This window comes from Streptomyces alkaliphilus, from assembly GCF_014141535.1.
Classification (GTDB): Bacteria; Actinomycetota; Actinomycetes; order Streptomycetales; family Streptomycetaceae; genus Streptomyces; species Streptomyces alkaliphilus.
Window position 1 is genome coordinate 1 of record NZ_VKHT01000326.1, and the last position, 5,072, is coordinate 5,072.

Sequence of the window (5,072 nt, forward strand, 5' to 3'; positions counted from 1 at the left end):
CCCCTACGGCGCCTGGCACCGCCCCTCCCTGGAGGTCTGCGCGGAACTGGGCATGGAACCCCTGGGGTGGTCCATCGACACCGAGGACTGGACCCGTCCCGGCGCCTCCGCGATCTCGGGGGCGGTGCTGGAGGGGGCCCATCCCGGAGGGGTCGTGCTGGCCCACGACGGCGGCGGGGATCGTTCGCAGAGCGTGGCCGCGCTCGATCACTACCTGCCCCGTCTGGTGGACCGGGGCTGGACGATGGTCCGCCCGCTCTGAGCCGACCCGCTCCGACCGCTGTCGGCCTCTCGGGATCATCGGCTGCGCGGGGGCGCTTTTGGGGTGATTCGACCATAATTGGGGTGTGGTCCGTGGCAGTCCTGTGCAGCCGCACTCGCCCGGACCGGAGGAGGTGAGTTCGATGGCGGACGTCTCTTCGAGGCGGGGCGACCTTGCCGGGCACCCGGACATGTCGGAGATGCAGACCCGCTACTCCCGGGTCCTGGGGGGTCGGGACGTGGCGCTCGTGGACGGCCCGGTGTTCCTCGCGGGTCTCTACTGCGCCATCTCCCCATGGGTGGTGGACGCGATCGGAACCGGGCAACCGGATCTGGCCGCGCACAACCTGGTGCTCGGCCTCGCCATCGCGCTGATGGCACTGGGATTCACCCTGGCCCCGGCGCGCATGTACGGCCTGAGCTGGGCGATGGCCGCGATCGGGGCCTGGTTGATCTTCTCCCCGTGGCTGGTCGGTACCGATCCCACGGCCGCTGTCATCTGGAACAACATCGTGGTGGGGGCGGTGGTGCTGTTGCTCGGCCTGCTCTGTGCCCAACAGGTGATGCGCAACCGCGCCTCGCGGTAGCCACGGCGGAGGGAGCGCGGACCCGGGCTCCCTCCGTGCCGCGCGGCCCGGGTGCCCCGACCGGTCGGGGCACCCGGGCCGTCGCCGTCCCCGGGGCCGCCGATCGAGGACTTCGCCCGAGGGGAATCCCCCGTGGGTCCCGTCGGGTGCGTGAGGGGGTTCGGGAGGAGTGACCCGCCGTGACGATTGATGCAACCGATTGCATCATCTTCGCCGCACGGGCGTGCTGATGCCCGGGGAAATCCGGGTTTCCGTGTGACATCTCTTGTCCGGCCAGGCTTTTACCACCACGATGTAGCCCCATCACGCCCGATCTCGGTGCCCATGACAACAAGCCTTTGCAGGAATTCGTGGTCTTCCCTGCCCGCGCGTCCGGCGGGGCGGGGCGCCGGGAGGCGGGGCGTGATCTGGAGAGGACGACTCCGAGGGGAGACAGCTCAACGATGAGAGTCAGCACGAAGGTCCTCGCAGGGGCCTGCGCCGTCGTGATGGTGGCGCTCGCCGCCCCTGTCGCGATGGGCGCGCCCGGCAAGCCGGATCACCCCGGCAAGCCGGGGAAGGGCGCCGGTCACGCGCTCGGCTACGAGGTCCTGGGCCCCCGGGACGGCTGGGGCGCCTACGGGGCCGGCACCAGCGGTGGCGCCTCGGCGTCACCGGAGAACGTCCACACCGTCACCAACCGTGCGGAACTGCTCGCGGCCCTGGGGCGGGAGGACAACGACACCCCCAAGATCGTTTACGTCAAGGGCACCATCGACATGAACGTCGACGATGCCGGCAACCCGCTGGAGTGCGCCGACTTCGCCGACCCCGAGTACTCCCTGGAGGCGTACCTGGAGGCGTACGACCCGCAGACATGGGGCATGACCGAGCGGCCCTCCGGCCCGCTGGAGGAAGCCCGGGTCCGCTCGTACCGCAACCAGTCCCAACAGATCTACCGCCTGCCCTCCAACACCACCCTGGTGGGACTGGGGAAGGACGCCCGCATCGAGGGCGCGGCGATGTACATCCGCGGCGTGAACAACGTCATCGTCCGGAACATCACCTTCGCCGAGGTCGAGGACTGCTTCCCGCAGTGGGATCCGAGGGACGGCTCCTCCGGCAACTGGAACTCCGAGTACGACGCGATCTGGGTCCACAGCTCCACCAACGTCTGGCTGGACCACAACACCTTCAAGAGCGGTGGTCGTCCGGACACCGAGTACTTCGGTCGGCCGTTCATGCGGTACGACGGCTCCGTCGACATCACCCGCGGCTCCGACCTGGTCACCGTCTCGTGGAACCACTACGACGACTACGACAAGGGCATGCTGATCGGCGGCGGCGACGGCCACTCCGAGGACATCGGGAAGCTGCGCGTCACCTACCACCACAACCTGTTCGAGAACGTCCTGCAGCGCTCCCCCCGGGTGCGGCGGGGCCAGGTGCACGTCTACAACAACCACTACCTGGTCAACGAGGAGGCGTCCGATCCCTTCGACTACGCCTGGGGCGTCGGTCTGGACTCGATGATCCACGCCGAGAACAACTACTTCGAGGGGCCGATCCGCCCCGATCAGATCGCCTACCGCTGGAACGGGACGAACCTGTACGAGACCGGTACGTACCTCAACGGCTTCGGGAGGAAGCACCTGGTCGACGTGGTGGCGGAGCACAACGCGGCCCGTCCGGGCCACGAGCTCGGCACCGACGTCGGCTGGTCCCCCTGGCTGTACGAGAAGATCGACCCGGTCCCCAAGGCCGTGAAGGACATCGCGAGGGGCGCGGGCGCCGGCAAGCTCTGAGCCGCTCCCCGTTCGTCACCCGTCCCCGTGGCACGGCGCCCCGCCGGTGGAACACCACCGGCGGGGCGCCGTCCGTGTCGGGGCGCCCACACACCGGACCCCCGGTCGCCGGGAGCGACCGGGGGTCCGGCGGGCGATCCGACACGGGGAGGCGGGCGGACCACCCCTCACGCACGGCGGGACGCGCCCGGGGCGTCGTGGATCACACGTCGAAGTAGAGCTCGAACTCGTGCGGGTGCGGACGCTGCTGCATGGGGGCGATCTCCTTCTCCCGCTTGAAGTCGACCCAGGTCTCGATCAGGTCGGGGGTGAAGACACCCCCGGCCAGCAGGTACTCGTGGTCCTCCTCGAGCGAGGTGAGGACCTCCGGCAGCGAGGTCGGGACCTGCGGGATGCCGGCGTGCTCCTCGGGGGCCAGCTCGTAGAGGTCCTTGTCCACCGGCTCGGCGGGCTCGATCTTGTTCTTCACGCCGTCCAGGCCGGCCAGCAGCAGGGCGGAGAAGGCCAGGTACGGGTTGGAGGAGGGGTCCGGCGCGCGGAACTCGACCCGCTTGGCCTTCGGGTTGGAACCGGTGATCGGGATGCGCATCGCGGCGGAGCGGTTGCGCTGCGAGTACACCAGGTTCACCGGGGCCTCGAAGCCCGGCACCAGACGGTGGTAGGAGTTCAGGGTCGGGTTGGTGAACGCCAGCAGCGACGGGGCGTGCTTGAGGATGCCGCCGATGTAGTAGCGGGCGGTGTCGGACAGGCCCGCGTACCCCTGCTCGTCGTAGAACAGCGGGTTGCCGCCGCTCCACAGGGACTGGTGGACGTGCATGCCGGAGCCGTTGTCGCCGAAGATCGGCTTGGGCATGAAGGTCGCGGTCTTGCCGTTGCGCCAGGCGACGTTCTTCACGATGTACTTGAAGAGCATCAGGTCGTCGGCGGCGGCCAGCAGGGTGTTGAACTTGTAGTTGATCTCGGCCTGACCGGCGGTGCCCACCTCGTGGTGCTGGCGCTCGACCTCCAGACCGGCCTTCATCAGCTCCAGGGTGATCTCGGCGCGCAGGTCGGCGAAGTGGTCAACCGGCGGGGCCGGGAAGTAGCCGCCCTTGTAGCGCACCTTGTAGCCGCGGTTGCCGCCCTCCTCGATGGCGCCGGTGTTCCAGGCGCCCGCCTCGGAGTCGATGTAGTAGTAACCGGCGTTCGACTTGGTCTCGAACCGCACGTCGTCGAAGACGTAGAACTCGGCCTCGGGGCCGAAGTAGGCGGTGTCGGCGATACCGGAGGAGGCCAGGTACGCCTCGGCCTTCTTCGCGATGTTGCGCGGGTCGCGGCTGTAGGCCTCACCCGTGATCGGGTCGTGGATGAAGAAGTTGATGTTGATGGTCTTGTCCTTGCGGAACGGGTCCACCCGCGCGGTGGACAGGTCCGGGACGAGAGCCATGTCGGACTCGTGGATGGCCTGGAAGCCGCGGATCGACGAGCCGTCGAACATCAGCGACTCGGCCGGGTCGAAGGCCACGGCCGGAATGGTGACGTGCTGCATGATGCCCGGCAGGTCGCAGAAGCGGACATCGATGAACTTGACGTCCTCGTCCGCGATGTACTTCTTGATCTCGTCGGCGTTCTGGAACATCCGAATGTCCTCCCAGCCCGCCTGGACCGGCGGGACGTTTCGCAGCTCGGGGTGCAGTCCGGTGGCCTGCCGCGGCCGACACTAAAGAGCCGCCATTACCCGGGCATGACCCGACTGTTTCGCCGATGTTAACCGGCGAACCCCATTCCGAACCGGTCACCCGGCCGCGCCGGGGGTGTTTCCCGGGCCCGCCCGACCGACTTCAAAGGAGCCGCGCTACGGTGGAGACGTGGACAAAAGGCAGGCGATCGGATCATGGTTGTCCGGCCCCCGGGCCGGGGCGGAGAGCATGGGGGCGAACCTCGGGCACCGGGGAAGTTCCCTCGGTCTGCCCGAGCACGGACCCGGATCCGTCGCACCCCCCGGCCGCAGGCTTCTGGCGATCACCCTCGACTGGGGTCTGTGCATGCTGATCGCATACGGTTTGCTGGCCCGCGGACTGGGGGGTCTCGGCAACTGGACGCTGCTCGTCTTCGTGGTGATGGCCGTGCTCACGGTCGGCACCATCGGCTGCACCCCCGGCAAGCGACTGCTGGGCCTGCGGGTCATCTCGGTGAACGGTCGCAGGCTCTCCCTCCCCCGCACGGTGGTGCGCACCCTGTTGCTCGCGCTCGCCGTTCCGGCACTGATCTGGGACCGCGACGGCCGGGGTCTCCACGACCGTCTCTCGGGCGCGGTGCAGGTCCGCATGTGACGAGCCGCGGCTCGGGAGAACCGTTCCCGCCCCGCCCGTCGGTCCTCCCGGTCCCGTCGGTCCTCTCGGCCGTCCGGATGCCACGGGGACCGACTTCCTCGCGCCCGGCCCCGCGCTTTGTCCCACCC

Annotated in this window: 4 protein-coding genes and 1 pseudogene; 4 read left to right on the forward strand and 1 reads right to left on the reverse strand. The window is 69.0% G+C overall.

Features of this window, described 5'->3' with window-relative positions; all coding sequences use genetic code 11:
* From FNQ90_RS12225 to FNQ90_RS12235, 3 genes and pseudogenes are all read left to right on the forward strand, one after another.
* Positions 1-262: pseudogene (locus FNQ90_RS12225) on the forward strand (polysaccharide deacetylase family protein); the annotation flags it as partial.
* A gap of 142 nt (positions 263-404) precedes the next feature.
* The gene (locus FNQ90_RS12230; RefSeq protein ID WP_143624805.1) at positions 405-848 is read left to right on the forward strand and encodes an SPW repeat protein; all 444 of its coding nucleotides are present in this window, start codon (positions 405-407) and stop codon (positions 846-848) included.
* A gap of 443 nt (positions 849-1,291) precedes the next feature.
* Entirely contained in the window at positions 1,292-2,632 is a 1,341-nt protein-coding gene (locus tag FNQ90_RS12235) for a pectate lyase family protein (protein ID WP_182606399.1), read from the forward strand.
* Positions 2,633-2,834: 202 nt separating this feature from the next.
* Here the strand turns inward: FNQ90_RS12235 and glnA are convergent, their stop codons facing one another.
* Positions 2,835-4,250 carry a type I glutamate--ammonia ligase gene (gene glnA, locus FNQ90_RS12240; protein ID WP_182606400.1) on the reverse strand — a complete coding sequence of 472 codons (1,416 nt, stop codon included), beginning with the start codon at positions 4,248-4,250 and terminating at the stop codon, positions 2,835-2,837.
* A gap of 229 nt (positions 4,251-4,479) precedes the next feature.
* Between glnA and FNQ90_RS12245 the strand changes: the two genes are divergently transcribed.
* Positions 4,480-4,944, forward strand: coding sequence for an RDD family protein (locus FNQ90_RS12245; protein ID WP_143622207.1), 465 nt, complete (start codon positions 4,480-4,482; stop codon positions 4,942-4,944).
* Positions 4,945-5,072: the final 128 nt, after the last annotated feature.

What these genes read in the sequence shown, in the direction of transcription:
- FNQ90_RS12230 (WP_143624805.1), top strand. Translation starts at nt 405, where the DNA reads ATGGCGGACGTCTCTTCGAGGCGGGGCGACCTTGCCGGGCACCCGGAC.
- FNQ90_RS12235 (WP_182606399.1), top strand. Translation starts at nt 1,292, where the DNA reads ATGAGAGTCAGCACGAAGGTCCTCGCAGGGGCCTGCGCCGTCGTGATG.
- glnA (WP_182606400.1), bottom strand. Translation starts at nt 4,250, where the DNA reads ATGTTCCAGAACGCCGACGAGATCAAGAAGTACATCGCGGACGAGGAC.